Raw genomic sequence first — 18,859 nt, forward strand, 5'->3', positions numbered from 1 at the left:
GACCGGGGAGCAACCGGCGCGCTGGGCGACAAGGTGCGTCGGTCGCATGAGCACGATCGTCGGCCGTGTCCGCCGACATCGCGAACCGGACGGGTCAGGCGGGTGAAGCCTGACCTGCCGTCTGCCTCACGGGGCATGCATGAGAGTCCCGGCCGCATCCGGCGGATTCGGCGGACACGACGTGCTGGAGGCGAGTGATGAAAGCAGGAACCGATCAAACCGACCGCAGGACCCTCACGGTGCCGGTCCTCATCGTGGGCGGTTCCCTGGTCGGCCTGGCAACCTCCCTGTTCCTGGGCCGACTTGGCGTGCGGCACGTGCTGGTGGAGCGCCACGCGGGCACGTCCATCCACCCTCGCGGCCGCGGCAACAACGTACGCACGATGGAGTTGTTCCGGGCGGCCGGTACCGAGCCGATGATCCGGCAGGCCGCGGCCACACTGGCCGACAACCACGGCATCCTGCAGGCGCCCACCCTGGTCGGCGACGCGGGCGAATGGCTGTTCAAGGAGATCGACCCGGGCGGCGGACTGGTCCGCTTCAGCCCCAGCTCATGGTGCCTGTGCAGCCAGAACGACCTGGAGCCGGTCCTGCTCGACCAGGCCACGCGGCTCGGCGGCGATCTGCGGTACGGGACCGAACTGCTGTCGTTCGACACCGACCCCACCGGTGTCACCGCGGTGGTCAAGAGCCGGGAGACGGGCGAGCACACCACCATCCGCGCGGACTACCTCGTCGCGGCCGACGGCCCCCGCAGCCCGGTCCGCGAACAACTCGGCATCGGTCAGAGCGGCCCCGGCGATTTGTTCAGCAACATCAGCATCACCTTCCGCTCCAGCCGTCTCGCGGATGTCGTGGGCGATCGCCGCTTCATCGTCTGCTACCTGACCGACCCGGACGCCGACGGCGCGCTGCTGCCCGTGGACAACCGCGAGAACTGGGTCTTCCACGCCCCCTGGCACCCCGAACAGGGCGAAACCCTGGAGGATTTCACCGACGAGCGGTGCGTGGAGCACATCCGCCGAGCGGTCGGGGTCGCGGACCTCGACGTGGAGATCACCGGCAGGGCTCCCTGGCACGCCGCCCAACGCGTCGCGCGCAGCTACCGGTCGGGACGCGTCTTCCTGGCCGGCGACTCGGCCCACGAGATGTCCCCCACCGGAGCCTTCGGCTCCAACACCGGTATCCAGGACGCGCACAACCTCGCCTGGAAACTGGCCGCGGTGCTCGGCGGCTGGGCCGGGGACGGGCTGCTGGACACGTACGACGCCGAGCGCCGACCGGTCGCGGAGGCGACCAGCGCCCGCGCCGCCTCCCGTTCGGCCGAACACAGCCACCCGGGCTTCGCCGCGCCTCCCGGTGCGGGCGGTGCCCCGCAGCGCGGCATCCTCAACGTGGCCCTCGCCTACCGCTACCCGCACGGCGCCGTCGTCGGCGCCGACCCCGAGACCCCCGTGGTCCCGGAATCACCGCTCCTGAGCGGCGAACCGGGCAGCAGGGCACCTCACCTTTGGGTACGGCACCGCGGCGAGCGAGTCTCCACGCTCGACCTCTACGAACGGTCCCTGGTCCTGCTCAGCGGCGCCGGTGGCCCGAGCGGATGGCACGAGGCCGCCACCCGCCTCGCCGAGCAGATGCCCGTCCCGCTGGCTTCGTACCGAGTGGGCGAGGGACCGGACACCGAGCTCACGCCCGAGGGCGACGCCGACTGGTCCGCACTTCACGGGACGACGCCCGGCGGCGCGGTACTTGTCCGGCCCGACGGGTTCGTCGCCTGGCGGTCGCCGGGCCCGGTCCCGGACGCCGAATCGACCCTGCGGCAGGTACTGACCACGGTGCTGGCAGTGGCCTGACCCCCGTACGGGGACGGGCCGCGGCGAGACGCGCACGACGGCCGGAACACCACAGGAGGGCACCGACTGAACGAAGGGGCGCCGGGTGCCACCCGGCGCCCGGCTCAGCGGATCGCGGGGCTCGGTGCAGAGGCCCGCGGGGCTCGGCGGACCGCGAGCCTCAGCCGCTGCGACCCTCCAGCGCGGCCGCGATGTCAGCGAGGTCCTTGGCGATGGCCTTCCTCACCGCCCGCGCGCCCAGGCCGCCCATGATCTTGGCCAGCAGGCCCGCGACACCGCCGGTCGCCACGGCCGAGAACGTCATACGGACCGTCGTCGCCGGGCCGTCGGCTCGCAGCACCCACTCCGAGATGTAGTGCGAGCCGTGGGACGCGGCCTCCACCACATACCGCTCGGGCGGCTCGCTCGCGGTCACCCACATCTCCTCCGTGGCGTCCTTGCCGAACATGCGCCGCGTCTCCCGCCACCGCGTGCCTACGCCGAAGGCCCCCTCCGTCAGGACCTCGACCTTCGAGACGCTGCTGAGAACGCGCGGCATGCCCGCGAGGTCGGTGATGGCCTCCCACACCGGTCCCTGGGCCGCGGCGACACGCCGTTCGACGACGACACTTCTGCTGGTCATGGTTCCCATGAAAGCACCGGGGTCCGACAACGGCCTGATGTCGGACCCCGGTCTCTCGCGATGGCCCGGCCGGGCGCCCCCGAGGCGCCCGGCCGAAGCAGGCGGGTCAGTCAGCGACGACGAAACGGGCGGAGAGGGACTCGAACGTCGTGTCGCCGTCCTTGGCCGTCGCGAGCGTCGACACGTACCACCGGCCCTGGTCCAGCTCGGCCGCCTCCTTCTTCGTGACCCGCAGCGTGTAGGTGCAACGCGACGTCTCGGCCGAGGTGCTCTCGCACTTGGCGCTGTCCACGTGCTGAAGGTCCTTCTCACTCACGTCGAGCCCCGAGCCCGCGGGCCACGGGAGGACCTTGAGGTCCTTGACGCCCGAGTCGTCACTCACGTCCGCGGTGAAGGTCAGCGAGCCTGCCTCGCTGTCCGTCGGAGCGACGTAACGGGCCGAGACGTTCTCCAGGCTCGGCTCCGTGGAGGAGGAAGCGGAGGCGGAGGCCACCGCGAGGCCACCGGCGGCAATTCCGCCGACCACGACAACGCCGACGAGGGACGAAGCAAGAATGCGCTTGGACATGAGAGATTCTCCTGAATTCGTTGTGACAGCAGGTACGGCGTACCTGCGGAACGGAACGGGAAAGCGATGTGCAGGATTTCCATGCACGGAAAAGAAGTGCACGGAAATCCTGCACGAAAAGGCGCCGTAGAAACGCTGGTGGAACCGGTTCCCGATCGCTTTCTCGATGTGTTCGAGATTAGGGTCCGTGCCATTGCGCGGTCGTCGCGCTGCCGGATGATTGCCGCGTCGAACCGGAGTTAGAGAAAACCTCCTGGTGGTCCACCCGGCCGGGTTCCACCGGGTCTGCAACCCAGGTAAGAGAAGGAAATCCACCTCCAGCGGGAGCCGGTCGCCTCACCTGCGGACATAACCTTGATCCGCCATGAACCGAATCGATGCCGACGACCGGCTGCTCCCGGTCCTGCTGATCTGCGCCCAGGCCGTGGTGTGGCCCGGAGGGGCGCTGCTGCGCGGATCCGTCCCGCCCGCGTCCGACCTGCTCGTTGCGGTCCTGGTCGCCGGACTGGTGACGGCCGCGCTCGCCCTCCGCCACACGCGGCCGGTGGTCACCCTCGTGCTCGTCGTCGCTGCCTGCGGATTGTCCAGCGGGGCGATGGCGGTGTTCGGGACCGCGGGTGTCGCGCTGGCCCTGTTCGCGGTGGCGACCGAACGCGACACGTTCACCACCGTGCTGTGTGTCGTGACGCTCGCCGCCTGGCAGTTCCTGCAGAGCCTCAGCCTGCACGGACTCAGCGACCGGAACGGACTCGGTCTCGTCCTGACCGCGCTGCTGTACGCCGTCACGTGCGGCGCCGGCATCCTCGTACGGCGGACCCGTCACGCGCGGCAAGCCGCCGAACACCTGCTGAAGCGGGCCGAGGCCGAGCGCCACCGGCTCCCGGCTGTCGAACGGCGCCGGATGGAACGGGAGCTGCACGACGTCAGCGCCCACCACCTGACGGCCGTGGTGGTCACGGCGGGGGCGGCGCTCGGGCTGCGCGACCGTCGTCCCGAACTGGCCCAGGAGGCACTGGAGTTCGCGGCCGAGACCGGCAGAGAGGTCAGCCGGGCCCTCGCGGCGGTGCGGGCGCCGGCGCCCTCGCGGGAGGGACTGCCGTCGCCGGAGGAACGGCTGCTGGGCCTGGTCGCGGGGTTCCGCCGCCTCGACCAGCCGGTGGACTGCGAGCTCGACCCGCTGCCGGAGGGCGCCGTCGCGGACGCGGCGTACGGCATCGTGCGCGAGGCGCTGACCAACGCGGCACGGCACGCCCCTGGTGCGCACACGACCGTGCGGTGCCGGTACGGCGACACCCGCACGGACGTCGTGGTCACGAGCGCGGCACCGCCGGCCGGTTCGCCGACGCACGGTGCGGGCCTCGGCGGCGGTCGCGGCCAGGGCTTCCTGCGGTCCCGGGCACGGGAGGCGGGCGGCACCCTGCACAGCGGCCCGACGGCGGACGGCGGTTGGGAGGTGCGCGCGGTCCTGCCCGGCCGGACCGTGGCCTCGATGGACCGGTCCTTTCCGTGGAGCTACCGCGTGGCGCAGGTGACGACCGCCGTCGGCCTGTGCACGCAGCCGCTGCTCCCGGCGCTGGTTCTCCGGACGGATACCCCGTCGTACAGTTCGCACGTGTCTGCCGGCGCCCTCTTCGCGCTGCTGGCGGCGGCACAGGTGGCCGCCCTGCTGTGGTTGGGCCGGGCGCCCCGCGCCACTCAGGGAGCCCTGTTCGGCCTGGCGCTGCTCTGGCCGTCGGCGATGGCCATGGGCGGGTACACCGGTCCGGTCCTCCTGCCGCCCGCGATGAGCATGCTCGCGACCTGCGCGGCGCTCGCCGCGGACGCGGCCCGCACGGCTGCCGGTTCGTCCCCTGCCGAAGGCCGTTCCGCGGGCCGCCCGCGCACGCCGCTGTCAGGCCTGTCAGGCCTGCCGGGTCTGCTGGGCCTGCGTACGGTCGCGGCCGTGGTGGTGCACGCGGCCGCGGCGACCGCCGCCGTCCTGGACCGTGGCACGACGGTCCCCGTCTGGGCGGTGGCCGCGTCGACGACGGCCGGGGCGTCCCTGGTGGTCGGCGCGGCCCGGTGGGGCGGGGCCCGGCGCGGGCGGCGTGACCGGGCTGCCCGCGGCACGCGGGTCGAACGCGTCGCCGCCTGGACCGAGGAGGCCGTCCGGGACGCGTGGGCCGAGCGCCGCCGCATGGCCGCCGGGCTCGAGACCACCGTGCTGGCGCGCACCGCCGACATGGTCGCCCAGGCCGAGGCGGGACACCTCGACGCGACCGCCGAACGCGCCCGCGAGGCGCTGGCCGCGATGCGCACCCTGCTCGACACGGTCCGGGGCGAGGACGAGCAGGACGCGGGGCCCGAACTGCGGCCGCAGCCCACCCTCCAGGCCCTCGACCTGCTCGCCCACCAGTGCCGGGCGACCGGCCGTGACGTCGAGATACGGCTGACCGACCGGGTGCCGGAGCGGCTGCCCACCGCGGTGGACCTGGCCGCCTACCATGCCGCCGAGACCGTACTCGCGATCGGCGGTGAAGAGCCCGCGGTGCTAGAACTCGACGCGGACGACGATACGTTGACGCTTACGGCCACCGGGCTGCCCCGGGCCGGTCACCACGAGGTACGCGAGCGGCTGGCGGCGCGAGTCGCGGCGCTCGGCGGCACCCTGACCACCGGCGGGCCGGGCAGGGTCAGCCTCCGGCTGCCACTCGCTCCGGGCGGGACGGCCGGGGCCGGGGCGGAGGGGACCGACGGGACCGACGGGACCGACGGCGGACCCACACGCGGGGACGGACCCCCGGCCGGCGTCGTGCCGGTCGCGGAGCGGAGTGTCGAGGAGAGGGAGCGATGAGTCTCAGAGTGCTGGTCGTCGACGACCAAGGCGTCGTACGGGCGGGGTTCGCCGCCATGATCGACGCCGAGGAGGACATGACGGTCGTCGGTGAGGCCGCCGACGGCGTCGCCGCGGTGCGTCTCGCCGAAGAGCTGGCACCCGATGTGGTCGTCATGGACGTCCGGATGCCCGAACTGGACGGCATCGCCGCCACCCGGATCATCACCGGCCGGGGGAACGCGCCGCGTGTCCTGGTGCTGACCACCTTCGACCTCGACGCGTACGTCTTCGACGCGCTGCGCGCGGGTGCCTCCGGCTTCCTGCTCAAAGATGTGCACCCGGCCGAACTGCTGCACGGCATCCGGGTGGTGGCCGCCGGCGAGAGCGTGCTCGCCCCGTCCGCGACCAGCCGGCTCATCGGCCACTACGCATCCGGAACAGGCCCGGGGATCCGGACCGCGAGCGGCCCCCGCGAGCTGGACAGCCTCACCGGCAGCCAACGGAACGTCCTCACTCTGGTCGCCTCGGGACTCAACAACACGGAGATCGCCGAAGAGCTCGGCATCACCGTCGGTACCGTGAAGTCCCATGTGAACGCGCTGCTGCGTAAGCTCGGAATGCGCGACCGGGTGCAGGTGACGATCCTCGCGTACGATCTCGGCCTCGCCCGGCCGAACCCGCCCGGCGCCCACCTCTGACGACCCACCGGCCGCCGAACCTGCCGGGCACCCACCGCTGCGACCCACCGGCCGCCGCTCCCGCCGTGCACCACCTCTCACGACCTACCAACTGCCGCTCCCGCCACGGGAGCTCCGCACCATGACCACCCCGACCGAGGAGTCCACTGCCGTGACCGGTTCCGGCCGATCCTTCCCACGCCGTCTGCGCCAGCTGCTCGGCGAGGTCGCCGCCCTCGTCTACCTCGCGGTCTGTGCCGCCCTGCTCGTGTGGTCGTACGCGGTGAGTGTCGGCGACGACTCGGGCGGGTCCATGGCCGGAATCATCCCCCTCTTCGCCGCCGCCCCGGCCAGCTTCGTGCTGCTCGTGCTGCCGGACAACGTGATGGCGCCTGTCATCTCCGTGGCTTTCGGCGCACTGGTCAACGCCGTGGTCATCGGCTGGTGTGCCCGCGCACTGCGCCGCGGTGACAGCCCGGACCCGGTGTCCTGAGCCCGAGTCGACCGGCCCGCACCGCACTTGGCCCGGTCCGCCGTCCGAACAAGTCGTGTCGGAAGTCTTGACCGACGCCCTCCGCGCACTCACAGTTCTGCTAATGCGCATTACTGATACGCATTAACAGTCCGGAGGTCGGCCGTGAGCGGCCGGGTGGGGAGTATGGTGGAGCAGCCCAGGAAGCGGTCCCGGAGCGGTCGGACCCCCGCGGGGGCGGGCCGCACGTCGCGACCGCGGCAGGCGGAAGTGGCCCGGTTGGCCGGGGTGTCCCAGGCCACGGTGTCGCTCGTGCTGTCGGACAAGGCGCAGGGGTCGGCGATCTCGGACGAGACACGGCAGCGGGTGCTCGACGCGGCCCGCAGCCTCGGCTACGTACCGGACCCGGCGGCTCAGCGTCTCGCGGCGGCCCGCAACAACCTGCTCGGCGTCTTCAGCTTCACGGCCACCTTTCCCACGGACGTGCAGCACTCGTACTACCCCTTCCTCGTCGGCGTGGAGAGGGAAGCAGCGGCGCGCGGCTACGACCTGGTGCTGTTCACGGGGTCGAGCTCCGGCGGCGCCGGGGCGACCGGGCCCGAGGCGCTGAACCGGGTACGGCTCGCGGACGGCTGTCTGTTCCTCGGCCGGCACGTCCCGCTCGCCGAGTTGAAGCGGATGGTCGCCGACGGGTTCCCGGTCGTGCACCTCGGACGCCGCGAAGAGCTGGAAGGGCCGTCCTGGGTGGGCGCCGACTACGTGAGCGCCAGCAGCGAAGTGGTCGGTCACCTGGCGTCCTTGGGGCACCGCCGCATCGTCCTGGTCCGTGAGGACGACGACGCGCCCGCCTCGACGGACCGTCAACAGGGCTTCCTGGAGGGGCTGGAGGCGGCCGGACTGGCCGGCGGGCCCCAAGCCGTCTTCCGCAGTGCCGATCCGCAACGCGACATCACACCCGAGAGACTGGGCCGATGGCTCGACGAGGGCGTCACCGCCTTCGTCGCGGAGGAGACCGACACCGGGGCCGCCTGGCGCGCCCTGCGCGGGGCCGTGTACGACGCCGGACTCGTCTGCCCCGACGACCTCTCCCTCGCCCTCCTCGGAAGCCCTCCGCCCGATCTCGACGTGGGTCCGCACCCCACCGGATTCGACATCCCCCGCCACGAGTTGGGCGCGGCCGCGGTCCGCCTGCTGGCCGCACTCGTATCCGGCGAAGAGACCGAAGAACCGCTGGTCACCTGCGTGTTCCGGCCAGGTGTGACCACCGGGAGGCCGCCGGAGCGGAGTTGACCTCTCCCCACCGGGACTTCCCGCCGCAACTCCCCACCGAAAGCCTCGCACCGAGAACGTCGCACCGAGAACGTCACACCGAAAACGTTGCACCGAATCTTCCGTGGACCAGGACAACCGCAAGGAGAAGCGTGATACCCGAAGCCGACATCCTCATCGTGGGCGGCGGACTCGGCGGCGTCGCCGCGGCGCTGGCCGCCTGCCGTGCAGGCTGCCGCGTCGTGCTCACCGAGGAGACCGACTGGCTCGGCGGACAGCTCACCTCGCAGGCCGTACCGCCCGACGAGCACCCCTGGGTCGAACAGTTCGGCACCACCGCCTCGTACCGGCAACTGCGCGACGGCATCCGGCAGTTCTACCGGCAGTGGTACCCGCTGCGCTCGGCGGCGCTGGCGCTCACGGACCTCAACCCCGGCGCCGGACGCGTGAGCAAACTCTGCCACGAGCCGCGTGTCGCGCTGGCCGTCCTTGAGGCCATGCTCGCGCCCCACCGGGCCGCCGGTCGACTGACCGTCCTCACCGACCACCGGCCCGTCGCGGCGGAGTCCGACAACGATGTCGTACGGTCCGTGACGCTGGCACACCGGTACGACGGCACCCGCGTCACCGTCCCGGCCCGGTACGTCATCGACGCCACCGAGACCGGCGGACTCCTGGACCTCGCCAACGTCGAGCACGTCTGTGGCACCGAGGCGCGCTCCGAGTACGACGAGCCGCACGCCCCCGACCAGGCCCAGCCACTCAACCAGCAGGGCATCACCGTGTGCTTCGCGCTCTCGCATCACGAGGGCGAGGACCACACCATCGACCGCCCGGCGGACTACGACTTCTGGCGCGCGTACCGGCCGGACTTCTGGCCCGGCCCGCTCCTCGGCTTCGAGGCACCCGATCCGCGCTCCCTGGAACCCGTGCCGCGTACCTTCGTCCCCAACCCGGACCAGGACCCGCTCGGCGTCAGCGCCGACCAGAGCACGGAGCCCGGCGACAAGGAGCTGTGGGGCTTCCGCCGTATCCTCGCCCGCAAGCTGCACCGCCCCGGAGCCTTCGACTCCGACATCACCCTCGTCAACTGGCCGCTCAACGACTACTGGTTGAAGCCCCTCGTCGGGGCCGGAGCGCGGACCGGAGCCGAAGCGGTCACCGAGGCACGGCAGTTGTCCCTGTCGGTCCTGTACTGGCTCCAGACCGAGGCGCCCCGCCCGGACGGCGGCACCGGGTTCCCCGGCCTCCGCCCGCGCCCGGACGTGACCGGTACCGCCGACGGCCTGGCGAAGGCGCCGTACGTCCGCGAGTCCCGTCGTATCAAGGCCGTCACCACCGTCACCGAGCACGACGTGGCGATCGACCTGGTCGGACCCCACGGCGGCACCAAGTACCGGGACTCCGTCGGAGTCGGCGGCTACCGCATCGACCTGCACCCCTCGACCGGCGGCGACACCTACATCGACATCGGCTCGGTGCCCTTCGAGATCCCGCTCGGCGCACTGGTGCCGCGGCGGGTCCGCAATCTGCTGCCCGCGGGCAAGAACATCGGCACGACGCACATCACCAACGGCTGCTACCGGCTCCATCCGGTGGAGTGGAACATCGGCGAGGTCGCGGGCGCGCTCGCCGCCCACTGTCTCGCCGAGGACGTCGAACCGCACCAGGTGCAGGCCGAGGACAAGCGGTTCGAGGAGTTCGCCCGGCGGCTCGACCGCGAGGGAGTACAGCGCCACTGGCCGGACGTACGCGGCTACTGAACCGGCCGGACGTACGCGGCTGTTGAACAGGCCGGACGTACCCGGCTGCTGAACCACGGTGCACACGACGGCCCCGGCCGCCGTACCGCGCGCATGAGCAGGGCGGGTCGGTTTCGCCTGCCCGCCCGGCGATCGCCCGCGCATGACTGACAGAGCACAAGGAGGTGCCCGGACATGACCACCCACAGAATCCGCGTCGGCATCGACGTGGGCGGAACGTTCACCGACGCCGTGGCCGTGGACGCCACGACACTGCGTCTGCTGGGACAGATCAAGGTCCCCACCAGCCACCACCACGAGGACGGAGTCGCCCACGGCATCGTCGAGGCACTGGACCGGCTGCTCGAACAGGTCGACTGCGCTCCGGCCGACGTCGCGTTCCTGGCGCACGGCACGACCCAGGCCACCAACGCGCTGCTGGAGGGCGATGTCGCCACCGTCGGCCTGATCGGCATCGGCACGGGCCCCGGGGCCGTCCTCACTCGTCGGCTCGCCGCCCTCGGCCGTCTCGAACTCGCCCCCGGCAAGCGGCTTCCGCTCTCCTACGCCCACGTCGCCGACCCGGCCGACGCGACCGCTGTACGCGCCGCGGTCGAGGAGTTGACGGGAGCGGGCGCCCAAGTCCTCGTGGCCACCGAGCCGTTCGCCGTCGACCGTCCCGAAGGGGAGCAGGCCGTACTGGAAGCGGCCAGGCCGGCGGGGCTCCCGATGACGGCCGCACACGAGATCACCTCGCTGTACGGGCTGCACAAGCGGACCCGTACCGCCGTCGTCAACGCGGCCATCCTGCCGCGCATGCTCGCCACCGCCGACCTCGTCGACGCGTCCATCACCAAGGCGGGCGTCACCGCACCGCTCATGGTCATGCGCTGCGACGGCGGCGTCATGGCGCTCGACGAGATGCGGCGACGCCCGCTTCTGACCGTGCTGTCGGGCCCCGCGGCCGGAGTCGCCGGCGCCCTGATGCAGGAACGGATCAGCGAGGGTGTCTTCCTCGAAACCGGCGGCACCTCCACCGACATCAGCGTCGTACGCCGAGGCAGGGTCGCCATCCGGCACGCCACGATGCTCGGCAAGGCCTCGTACCTCAACGCCCTAGACGTCCGCACCGTCGGCGTCGGCGGCGGCTCGATGGTCCGGGTCGGCCAGGCCCGCATCACCGCCGTCGGACCGCGCAGCGCCCACATCGCCGGACTGCCCTACGCCTGCTTCGCCGACCTCGACGACCTGCGCGACGCGACGCTCGCCACGGTGCGCCCGATGCCGGACGACCCGGCCGACTACGCCGTCCTGGACGCGGCGGGCGGCCGCTACGCCATCACCATGACCTGCGCCGCCAACGCGCTCGGCCGTGTCCCCGAAGGGGATTTCGCGCACTGCGACCAGCAGGTGGCGCAGGCCGCGATCGCCCCGCTCGCCGCCGCCCTGGGCATGGACGTGCCCACGGCCGCGCGCCGCATCCTCGACGCGGGCGTCACCCAGGTGCGGAAGGTGGTGGACGCACTCGTCCGCGACTACCGCCTCGACCCCGACACCGCGGTGCTCGTCGGCGGCGGGGGAGGAGCGGCCTCCGTCACCCCGCACCTGGCGGCACTCACCGGCATGGAGGGCAGGATCGCCCGGCACAGCGAGGTCATCAGCCCGATCGGCGTGGCCCTCGCCCTGGTGCGCGAACAGATCGAGCGGATCATCCCCGGTGCCTCCCAGGAGCAGATCCTCGCCGTACGCGCCGAGGCCGAGCAGGCCGTCGTCGCCCAGGGTGCCGCGGCCGACGGGGTCGAGGTCGAAGTGACCTTCGACCCGCAGACCAGCACCGTGCGCGCCATCGCCACCGGCGCCACCGAACTGCGGACCCAGGACCGCTCGCACAGCGCCGACGCCACCGAACGCCTCACCGCCGCGGCCGTCAGCCTCAAGACCGACCCCGCCCGGGTCCGCGTCCTCGCCGGCACACCCGCCCACACGGTCTACGGCACCGAGGTGCGCCGCCGACTGCGGGCACCCCGGAAACCCGTACGCGTCGTCGACGCCGACGGCGTCGTACGCCTGCACGCCTCCGACGCACAGGTAGCCGCCACCACCGTGGCCGCCGCCCCCCAACTCCTCGCCCGCCTGGTGCGCGAGGCCACCTCGTACGGAGACGGGGGCGTCCGCGCCCCCGCGCTGCGCCTCCTGCTCGGCTCCCGCATCGCCGACCTCTCCGGCGTCCTCGATCCGCAGCCGCTGCTCGCCCTGGCCCACAGCGAGATGCGTGACCGCGCGGCCGACGAGCCCGTGGTGGCCGTGGTGGAGGTGAGGTCATGACCGGCGCCCTCGCGGCACGGCCAGCTGGTCACCTGGCGCCCGTCACCGATCCGGCCGCGGACGACCTCGATCTCGCAGTACGCCTCCTCGCCGCGACGCCCACCCACGAGGGACGGGACCCCGTGCAGCTGCGCCACTGGGCCCAGGCCGCGGACGCGTTCGGCGCGACACTCGGCCCCGGCCCGTGCCGCGCCCGGATCGTGGAACGCGGCGACGGGCTCGAACAGGCGCTGCTCGCCCGCTACACCTCGCGTCCCGCCACCGTCGAGCTCTACACCGACACCATCGAACGAGCCGAGATCCTGATCGACGAACTCGGCTGGCGCGCCTGGTATCCCGTGGGATCCGTTCGCGCCGCGGCCCTCGCCCACGAGACCGCGCACGAACTGCTGCACGCCAAGGACACGAAGACCGCCCTCAAGGAAGCAATCGGGCACAGCGCCCTGCGGCTGGGCCGCTTCCGGATCCTGGCCCATGTCGCCGGGGCCGAGGAGATCGCCGCCCACGCCTACGCCCGTACCGTCTGCGGACTCGGCCGCAGCCCCCTCCTGCTCACCGCCGCGCTCGCCGCCGCGGTCGGCGCACCAAGAAGAGAGAACTGAGCCATGGGCGTTGTCATCCTGCTCGTCATGGCCGCGGGTGTCGCCGCCATGCTCACCCGCAAACTGCCCACGGCGTTCGCGCTCGTCATCCTCGCCGTCGTCATCGCCTTCCTCGCCGGCGCACCGCTGACCGGGAAGAACAGCGTCCTGGACACGGTCCTCCAGGAGGGTGCGCCCACGCTGGCCGCCACCATGATCGCCATCGTGCTGGGCTCATGGCTCGGCAAACTCCTGGAGGAGACGGGCGTCGCCGCCACACTCGTCCGCAAGATCGTCGAGTTCGGCGGCGACCGCCCGGTCGTCGTGGCCCTCGGCGTGCTGGCGGTCTCCGCCCTCGTCGGCACCGTCACCGGTTCCGCGCCCGCCGCGATGCTCGCGGGCCTCATCGGCATCCCGGCCATGATCGCGGTGGGCATCCCGAAAGTGACCGCCGCCGGGACCATCCTCATGGGCATCGCCGTGGGCATCCCCTTCGAACTGCCCCTGTGGCAGTTCTTCTCCACCGCCCTGGAACTGCCCATACCGACCGTCCGCGGCTTCATGGTCAAACTGTTCCCGTTCGCCCTCGTGGCCGCCGTACTCTACGTACTCGTCGAGTCCCGCCGACGCGGCGTGGAACACACCTGGTCGCTCAAGTCCGTGCAGGACAAGCCCCGTTCACCCGGCCGCCGGGAGAAGCTGGGCGACGCCCCCTGGTACGCGCTGCTCACCCCGGCCGTGCCCCTGATCCTCGCCCTGGGCTTCGAACTCGCCATCATCCCCTCCCTGTTGGCCGGAGTGCTGTACGCCCTGGTCACCACCACCCGCCCCCGGGACATGAACAAGCGGCTCCTGCGCACCCTGTACGGCGGTTTCGATGTGGCAGCCCCGCCGATCGCCCTGTTCATCGCCATCGGCATCCTGCTCGCCGCCGTGAAACTGCCCGGTGCCGTCGACGCACTCGAACCGCTGATGAAGGCGGTCAGCCCGCACAACGCCGTGCTGTTCGTCATCGTCTTCACCCTGCTCGCGCCGCTGTGCCTCTACCGCGGGCCGCTGAACGTGTTCGGGCTGGGTGCCGGCATCGCGGGCGTCCTGATCGCCACGGGTATCTATCCCGCCGCGGTCGTCCTCGGGATGGCCACGTCGTACAACCAGGTCTTCGGTGTCGCCGACCCGACCAGTACGCAGACCGTGTGGGCCGCCCAGTACGCGGGCGTCTCCCCGCAGCAGGTCATGGTGCGCACCCTCCCGTACGTCTGGGCCGTCGCCCTCGGCGGGCTGTGCGTCACCGCGGCCACCTACCTCTGACGTTCCGCATCTCCCCGATCTCTCCCCCCCCCACATCCCCCATCTCTCCGGAGCCGACCATGCCTGAGCATTTCGACCGTCGTCTGTTCCTGCGCACCACCGCGGCCACCGGCGCCGCCCTCACCCTCGGTGGACTCTCCGCCCCGACCGCGTCCGCCGCCCTCGGCGGATTCCCCGACTACACCCACGTCCGTACGCTGCTCACCCCGTCCCAGCTGAAGTACAACCCGACGGGCGAGATCATCTTCCCGTGCCTCCGCGGAACGACTGGACGCCTCTCCAATCCCCTCGCGAGGTACTACCTGTACTACGGGCCGCACGACGCGCCCGGCGGCATCTGCCTGGCCTACGGCAACTCTCTGGAGGGCCCCTTCACGGAGTATCCGAACAACCCGATCGTCAGGAACAACTGGCAGCCCCACTACTCCGTCAGCCACGTGGCGTCCCCCCACGTGATGTGGAACGAGAGCGCCAAGGAGATGTGGCTCTACTTTCACGGCGAGAACACGACGACCCGACTGGCCCGGTCCAAGGACGGCATCAACTTCACCTACGACAAGGTCGTCCTGTCCACGTCGATGCTGCCGAGCGGCACGACCGAGACGTCGTACGCCCGTGTCTTCCCGCACGAACTGCCGTCCCGCGGTGCCCACTACGTCATGGTGTTCATGCTGAACAACACCACCAACCACCGTGACATCCACTGGGGTTGGTCCGCCGACGGGCGCACCTGGAGTTACGACCAGCAGCCGCTGGTCCGGCACTCCGACGTCGGCGCCGTCAACATCGGCGGGCCGCACCTGCTCTACCGGAACAACAGCACCTACGTCGTCTACAACAAGGACAAGGAGAGCGGCGGCGACCTGATGATCACGGAGGTGGGGAACGACTTCAGCAAGCGCGCCCACCTCGGTGTCTTCTACAACTCCCGGAGCGGGGCCCCGGAGAACGGCCGAGCCGCCGCCCCGTCGTTCGGCACCGACGGCGGCGTGCCGTACATGATCTACGAGGCGGGGGAGCGCCTCGCCGGTTCCATCGCGATGGCCCGCGGCTGACGCGGCCACCGGTCCGGAGGCACACCGGCCTCCGGACCCGCGACGTGCGCGCCCCGCGCCTACACCGCCTCCAGCCAGAACGCCTTGCCCTTCGAGGTGTTCTCGGACAGGTCGACCGGAAGCCCCTCGGTGCGCAGGCGCTCGCCCGTGAACTGCCCCTTCGCGGTGTGCGCCTGCGTGCCGTCGTCGTCGATGGTGATGTCCGTGACGGCGTACGTCGTGCGGTCCTTCAGCCAGCGCACCTTGGCGGCGACGGCCGTCTGCGCGGTGCCGGCGGCGGTCGCGATCAGGAGGGCGGTGCGGCGCGGCGCGTCCGCCCACATCCACACGTACGGGCCCTTGGCACTGTCCCACTCCGTCGTGTCCCAGCCCTGGCCCAGGTGGACGGGCAGGAACTGACCATCCGTCAGCGCGGTGATCTCGGGCCGCCTGCGCCAGGCGTTGAAGACACCCATCAACCTCACCGCCGCCTCGGGCCACTTGGTCGCGTCGCCGGGATCCTGGGGGAACTTGACGGCGCGGACGGCCATGTAGGAGTAGTAGTCCTCCATGCGGCCGGTCATTTTGCCGCCGTTCATGTAGGTCGCGCCCATCGGCAGGTGTCCGAAGGCGGTGAGCGCCGTACGCAGCGACAGGTCCTCCCCGGTGACGCCCCCGTTGGAGGTGTTCCAGCCGTTGTACGCGATGTGCAGCAGGCCGTTGTTGCGGTCGCCCTGGGTGGGGGCGATATCGAGTTCACTGGTCAGCTTGGGCAGGTACTGAGGGTTCTTCGTCACCAGGTCGTTGAGCATGGTCCGGGTGAGGACGGCCTTGCGGTAGACGTTGTCACTCGGGTGCGAGTAGGCGGTCGTCCGCTCGTTCTGCCAGTACTCGGTGAGGTCGATCATGTGCTGGGTGACGCCGTAGTCGTTGAGCAGCGTCTCGATCTGGCCCCTCTTGTAGGCGAGTTGGGCCGGGTCGGCGAGGTCGCGGCCCTTGAGATGGCCGTCTCCCGTCAGGCAGAACCACAGACCGAAGCCGAGTCCGTTGTCCTTGAGCGTCTTCGAGAGCATTGCCAGGCTGGTGATGGACTTCTTCATGGAGTCGCTGGGCTCGATGGAATCCCGCGTGGTGTTCCAGTAGTCGTCGAGCATCACCATGTCGAGGCCCGCCCGCTTCGTCTGCGGGATGACGGTGTCGTAGTAGTAGCCGACGGGCAGTTCATGACCCGGGCCGCCGCGGTAGTCCCAGTCGTTCTGGTGGAAGAGCGTGGTCGTGCGGTGGTACTTGAAGCGCTTGCGGAAGTGCAGCTCGTCGGCCATCTTGCCGTCGACGACATCGCCCTTGAAGACCGTCAGGTTGACCGCGAGATACTCGAACTCCTCACCCGGGAACAGTGACAGCCGCAGCGCCTCGGGGTGGGTGTCCACGGAGACGGTGTCCTGCTCGTGCCAGGCGTTGACGCCCGCGAACGGCGGCAGCATGTAGTCGGTCGGGTAGTTGCCGTTGCCACGCTGGGTCTTCCAGTTGAGCTCGGGACTCACACTCCAGCCGTCCCCGGAGTCGTACACGTTGAGGGCCTTCTTCGGCCAGGACCTGCCGACGGGGTCGGTACTCAACGACCCTCGTGTGCTGAACCACTTCATGTTCGGGACGTAGTGGAGGGTGTGCGGCTCGTCGGGCAGCCGCAGGCCGATCACGGTGGAGCGGGTGAGGGTGAGCTCGCGGACCGTGTCCTCATTGCGTACGAGGGTGAAGTAGCGCAGGCCCGCGTCGCCGTCGTAGATCTCGAAGACGAGGGTGACGCGGAACGGCCGGGGCGTGGTTCTGCGCAGGGGGATACGGACGCGTTCCCCGACCCGCCAGGACCTCTCCGTCGTGCGTACGGTGATGAGTTCCCTGGTCGTCGCGCCCAGGCTCCACCCTCCGTCGTCGGCGCGTACGGTGTCGGCGCCGTCGAGTTCGTGGGCGAAGAGCAGTGAGGGCGCGGCGGCCAAGTAGTCACGGCCCGCACGCTTGTTGACGAGCCCGGAGAGGCGGATGCCGCCGCTTTCGTAGGTGACCGTGGCTCTGAGCGAGTCGTTCTCGAAGGTCCAGTTCCGCGCTCCGCGCCGGATGCTCTCCGACAGCGCGGCGGCGGATCCGGTCCCTGCCGCCAGGAAGGCGGCCGAGGCAGTACCGAGGAAGAGGCGGCGGCTCAGTGGGGACATGATCAGGCATCACCCTTATCTGGTCCTTGGCATTCTCAACACCCTGACATCGTTGTCAGGTGCCCATAACAGCAAGCGCTTTCACCTCCGTGAAACCTAAGTGTCGTTCGGCGGGCCGGTCAACAGGGCTGCATGACCCAATCGACCGGCCCCTCAAGGGAGTACGCGTGATGCGTCGAGTGCCCCAAGAGGCGACTCAAGTCTTGACGTGTCCACCGGGCGCCCGAAGAATGACCGCGACCCTCTGACAACGTTGTCCAGAGAATGGGAAAGGTCACGCCGCATGCCGAAGCAAGCCACGGGGCTCACACGCCGTCACATCCTGCAGATGGCAGGCTTCTCCGGCGCGTTGACGGCCTCCCCGTTCGTCCTGGGCTCGGAGCAGGCCCTGGCCGCGCTGGCCGTGCCCGAACCGGGGGAGGACCCTGTCTCCGACACGACCGGGACCGAATCCGAACCGCCTGAGTTGACCACCGCCTACCAGGTCATCCTGAACGCCTTCAACACCCAGCCCGATCAGGCGTTCCGGGTCCGTGATCCACACGGGCTCCTCGGCATGCCCACCGACGACCCGGCCATGAACGTCACCCGCAGCCGCCTGGGACGCCTCACCCGTCAAGGCTTCCTCACTCAACCTGGACGCGGCCTCTACCAGGACAGACTTAACGCCGCTCTTCGAGGGCCGGAATCGGCACGGCCGCCGGCCGCCACTCTCGCCTGATCAACCCGAACACCCACGAGTCGGATACCTCGCCATTCACGACGCAGTCCTCCCGCAACGTCCCTTCACGCATGAATCCGATCTTCTCCAGGACCCGGGCAGACTCCACGTTGCGCGTATCGGTCTCGGCCTGAACTCGATTCAGGTCCAGTGTGTCGAATGCCCACCGCAGCAAGGCGTGCGCGGCCTCCGTCGCGTAGCCGTGTCCCCACATCGCTTGGTCGAGGACGTAGCCCAACGACGCGCTGCGGTAGTCCGGGTTCCATCCGGTCAGACCGCACCAGCCGACGAAGGCCCCGTCAGAAGCGCGGTCGATGGCCACCCGGGCCCCGGTGCCTTCGTCCTCCATCTTCCGGCACATGTTGATGAAGCGTTCGGCGCGGGCCCGTTCGTTCCACGGCGGGGAGTCCCAGTAGCGCATCACGTAGGTGCTGCTGTGCAGGGCGAAGAGCAGGTCCGCGTCGGCGTCGGTGAAGGGGCGCAGTCGCAGGTGAGCGGTGTGCAGTACGGGGGTGGCCAAAGTCATGCGCACTATCTTGTGTCCTCATGGGGCGGGCACAACACCGAATTTCCGATCCCGGTCCGATCCTCACGACCAAAGCTCCGCCTACCAGCAGATCGTGCACGGCACGACTACTCGGCCTGCCCGCCGACGACCC

At 70.8% G+C, this 18,859-nt stretch carries 15 protein-coding genes; 11 read left to right on the top strand and 4 right to left on the bottom strand.

Annotated features, from left to right (window positions below):
* Positions 1 to 197 precede the first annotated feature (197 nt).
* A complete protein-coding gene (locus OHA11_RS46490; RefSeq protein WP_266508512.1) occupies positions 198 to 1,853 on the top strand; it encodes an FAD-dependent monooxygenase in 1,656 nt (551 codons plus the stop codon).
* A gap of 160 nt (positions 1,854 to 2,013) precedes the next feature.
* Here the strand turns inward: OHA11_RS46490 and OHA11_RS46495 are convergent, their stop codons facing one another.
* Positions 2,014 to 2,475: an SRPBCC family protein gene (locus tag OHA11_RS46495; protein WP_266508513.1), complete on the bottom strand. Its 462-nt coding sequence runs from the start codon at positions 2,473 to 2,475 to the stop codon at positions 2,014 to 2,016.
* Between the two features lie 106 nt (positions 2,476 to 2,581).
* Positions 2,582 to 3,043 carry a DUF5707 domain-containing protein gene (locus tag OHA11_RS46500; protein ID WP_266508514.1) on the bottom strand — a complete coding sequence of 154 codons (462 nt, stop codon included), beginning with the start codon at positions 3,041 to 3,043 and terminating at the stop codon, positions 2,582 to 2,584.
* Positions 3,044 to 3,407: 364 nt separating this feature from the next.
* Here OHA11_RS46500 and OHA11_RS46505 point away from each other — a divergent pair, with 364 nt between their 5' ends.
* The 9 genes from OHA11_RS46505 (at position 3,408) to OHA11_RS46545 (ending at position 15,290) form a co-directional block, all read left to right on the top strand.
* Complete coding sequence (locus tag OHA11_RS46505) at positions 3,408 to 5,876, top strand: sensor histidine kinase (RefSeq protein ID WP_266508515.1); 2,469 nt, start codon at positions 3,408 to 3,410, stop codon at positions 5,874 to 5,876.
* Positions 5,873 to 6,556 carry a response regulator transcription factor gene (locus tag OHA11_RS46510; protein WP_266508516.1) on the top strand — a complete coding sequence of 228 codons (684 nt, stop codon included), beginning with the start codon at positions 5,873 to 5,875 and terminating at the stop codon, positions 6,554 to 6,556. Before OHA11_RS46505 ends, OHA11_RS46510 begins: the two co-directional genes overlap by 4 nt.
* A 121-nt stretch (positions 6,557 to 6,677) precedes the next feature.
* Positions 6,678 to 7,028, top strand: coding sequence for an SCO4225 family membrane protein (locus tag OHA11_RS46515; protein ID WP_266508517.1), 351 nt, complete (start codon positions 6,678 to 6,680; stop codon positions 7,026 to 7,028).
* Positions 7,029 to 7,277: 249 nt separating this feature from the next.
* Positions 7,278 to 8,297 carry a LacI family DNA-binding transcriptional regulator gene (locus OHA11_RS46520; RefSeq protein ID WP_266508519.1) on the top strand — a complete coding sequence of 340 codons (1,020 nt, stop codon included), beginning with the start codon at positions 7,278 to 7,280 and terminating at the stop codon, positions 8,295 to 8,297.
* 131 nt (positions 8,298 to 8,428) lie between these two features.
* Positions 8,429 to 10,039, top strand: coding sequence for an FAD-dependent oxidoreductase (locus OHA11_RS46525; protein WP_266508520.1), 1,611 nt, complete (start codon positions 8,429 to 8,431; stop codon positions 10,037 to 10,039).
* Positions 10,040 to 10,213: 174 nt separating this feature from the next.
* Complete coding sequence (locus OHA11_RS46530; RefSeq protein WP_266508521.1) at positions 10,214 to 12,343, top strand: hydantoinase/oxoprolinase family protein; 2,130 nt, start codon at positions 10,214 to 10,216, stop codon at positions 12,341 to 12,343.
* Positions 12,340 to 12,945 carry a hypothetical protein gene (locus tag OHA11_RS46535; protein WP_266508522.1) on the top strand — a complete coding sequence of 202 codons (606 nt, stop codon included), beginning with the start codon at positions 12,340 to 12,342 and terminating at the stop codon, positions 12,943 to 12,945. The genes OHA11_RS46530 and OHA11_RS46535 overlap by 4 nt, the downstream gene beginning before the upstream one ends.
* A 3-nt stretch (positions 12,946 to 12,948) precedes the next feature.
* On the top strand, positions 12,949 to 14,235 hold the full coding sequence (locus tag OHA11_RS46540) for a TRAP transporter large permease subunit (RefSeq protein ID WP_266508523.1): 1,287 nt from the start codon (positions 12,949 to 12,951) through the stop codon (positions 14,233 to 14,235).
* 59 nt (positions 14,236 to 14,294) lie between these two features.
* The gene (locus OHA11_RS46545; RefSeq protein WP_266508524.1) at positions 14,295 to 15,290 is read left to right on the top strand and encodes a twin-arginine translocation signal domain-containing protein; all 996 of its coding nucleotides are present in this window, start codon (positions 14,295 to 14,297) and stop codon (positions 15,288 to 15,290) included.
* A gap of 59 nt (positions 15,291 to 15,349) precedes the next feature.
* Here OHA11_RS46545 and OHA11_RS46550 read toward each other — a convergent pair whose 3' ends face one another.
* Positions 15,350 to 17,479, bottom strand: a complete 2,130-nt coding sequence (locus OHA11_RS46550; RefSeq protein ID WP_266508526.1) for a hypothetical protein — start codon at positions 17,477 to 17,479, stop codon at positions 15,350 to 15,352.
* Between the two features lie 283 nt (positions 17,480 to 17,762).
* Here OHA11_RS46550 and OHA11_RS46555 point away from each other — a divergent pair, with 283 nt between their 5' ends.
* Positions 17,763 to 18,200 (top strand): hypothetical protein, encoded by a 438-nt coding sequence (locus tag OHA11_RS46555; RefSeq protein WP_266508528.1) that lies wholly within the window; start codon positions 17,763 to 17,765, stop codon positions 18,198 to 18,200.
* Here the strand turns inward: OHA11_RS46555 and OHA11_RS46560 are convergent.
* Positions 18,142 to 18,726, bottom strand: coding sequence for a GNAT family N-acetyltransferase (locus OHA11_RS46560; protein ID WP_266508530.1), 585 nt, complete (start codon positions 18,724 to 18,726; stop codon positions 18,142 to 18,144). The two genes, OHA11_RS46555 and OHA11_RS46560, sit on opposite strands and share 59 nt — an antisense overlap.
* Positions 18,727 to 18,859: the final 133 nt, after the last annotated feature.

Origin of the sequence: Streptomyces sp. NBC_00878 (assembly GCF_026341515.1) — a bacterium.
Lineage (GTDB): Bacteria > Actinomycetota > Actinomycetes > Streptomycetales > Streptomycetaceae > Streptomyces.